Here is a 1,710-nt window from a genome sequence, read left to right on the forward strand (position 1 = left end):
AACGATGCGAAGCGGTCAATTCCGCTGCGCCTGCTTGCGCGGATCCTCGACGTCGATGCGACCTTCGTCAGCCTGCAGAAAGACCCGAGGCCCGACGACCTGATCTTCCTGCGCGAGCGCACCGATATCGTCGATCTGACCCAACATTTGACCGACTTCGTCGAGACCGCAGCCTTGGTGAGCTGCCTCGATCTCGTGATCACGGTCGACACGAGCGTGGCCCATCTCGCCGGCGCGCTGGGACGCCTCACCTGGGTGCTGCTGCCTTACACGCCCGACTATCGCTGGCTGCTCGATCGCGACGACAGTCCCTGGTATCCGACGCTGCGGCTGTTCCGGCAGAGCGAAACGCGCGACTACGGGACCGTGCTCGATCGCGTGAGACGCGAGTTGCTCGGGCTGATCGCCGCAAGCGGACGAGAGGCCTGACGATTCGGAGCGGCCTTTCGGTGCGACGAGCCCTACTGCGCCGGCATGGTCTCCTTCACCGCGGCGACGAGCTGGGCCAGCGTGAAGGGTTTCGGCAGGAAGGCGAACTGCTCGTTCTCCGGCAGGCTCTTCTCGAAGGCATCCTCGGCGTAACCTGACACGAAGATGATCTTCAAATCCGGATTGCGGCCGCGCATCTCCTTCAGGAGCGTCGGGCCGTCCATTTCAGGCATCACGACGTCGGAGACCACGAGATCGACGGCGCCGTTCTTCTCCTCGAGCGCCTCCATCGCCTCAACGCCGTTGGACGCCTCGATCACGCTGTAGCCGCGCGAACGCAAGCCGCGCGCATTCAGTGAGCGCAGGCCCTCCTCGTCCTCGACCAGCAGAATGGTGCCCTGCCCGGTGAAATCGCGCTTCGGCTCGGCCGCCGCTTCCCTGGCCGCGCCGTTCGCCGCATGCGACTCGGCGGGCGCCTCGGCTTGCGCTTCCTGCTCGGCGTGATGCCGCGGCAGGAAGATGTGGAAAGTGGTGCCCTTGCCTTCCTCGGAATCGACATAGACGAAGCCGCCGGTCTGTTTGACGATGCCGTACACCGTCGACAGCCCGAGCCCGGTGCCCTTGCCGACCTCCTTGGTGGAGAAGAACGGCTCGAAGATCTTCTCGCGGATGTCGGCGGGAATGCCGGTGCCGGTGTCGGAAATGTCGATCCGCACATAGTCGGCGGCGGGCATGCCCTTGTAGGCGAGCTCGCCGGATTCTGCCGCGCCGACATTGGCGGTCCTCACCGTGAGCCTACCGCCGTCGGGCATGGCGTCGCGCGCGTTGACCGCGAGATTGACGATCACCTGCTCGAACTGGGAGACGTCGACCTTGACCGGCCAGAGGTCGCGGCCGTGCACGAAGTCGAGCTTGACCTTCTCGCCGATCAGCCGGCGCAGCAGCATGGTGAGATCGCTTAGCGCGTCGCCGAGATCGAGCACCTGCGGCCGCAGGGTCTGCCGGCGCGAGAACGCGAGCAACTGCCGCACCAGGGTGGCGGCGCGCGTGGCGTTCTGCTTGATCTGCATGATGTCCTGGAACGACGGATCGGTCGGCTTGTGCGCGTTCAGCAGGAAGTCGTTGGCCATCATGATGGCGGAGAGCACGTTGTTGAAGTCGTGCGCGATGCCGCCGGCGAGCTGGCCGACCATGTCCATCTTCTGCGACTGGTTGATCTGGTTCTCCAGCGCGCGGCGCTCCGTGGTCTCCAGCATGTAGACGATCGCGGCCTCGGTCTCG

At 65.3% G+C, this 1,710-nt stretch carries 2 protein-coding genes; one reads left to right on the forward strand and one right to left on the reverse strand.

The window, feature by feature from the left end:
* Positions 1 to 429: glycosyltransferase family 9 protein (locus VGK20_05070; protein HEY2773407.1), on the forward strand; the 429-nt coding region annotated here is incomplete at its 5' end.
* Positions 430 to 461: 32 nt separating this feature from the next.
* On the opposite strand, the gene VGK20_05075 is transcribed toward VGK20_05070, so the two are convergent.
* Positions 462 to 1,710 (reverse strand): response regulator (locus VGK20_05075; protein HEY2773408.1); only part of this gene is annotated, 1,249 nt, incomplete at its 5' end.

Source organism: Candidatus Binatia bacterium, from assembly GCA_036493895.1.
Lineage (GTDB): Bacteria > Desulfobacterota > Binatia > UBA1149 > CAITLU01 > DATNBU01.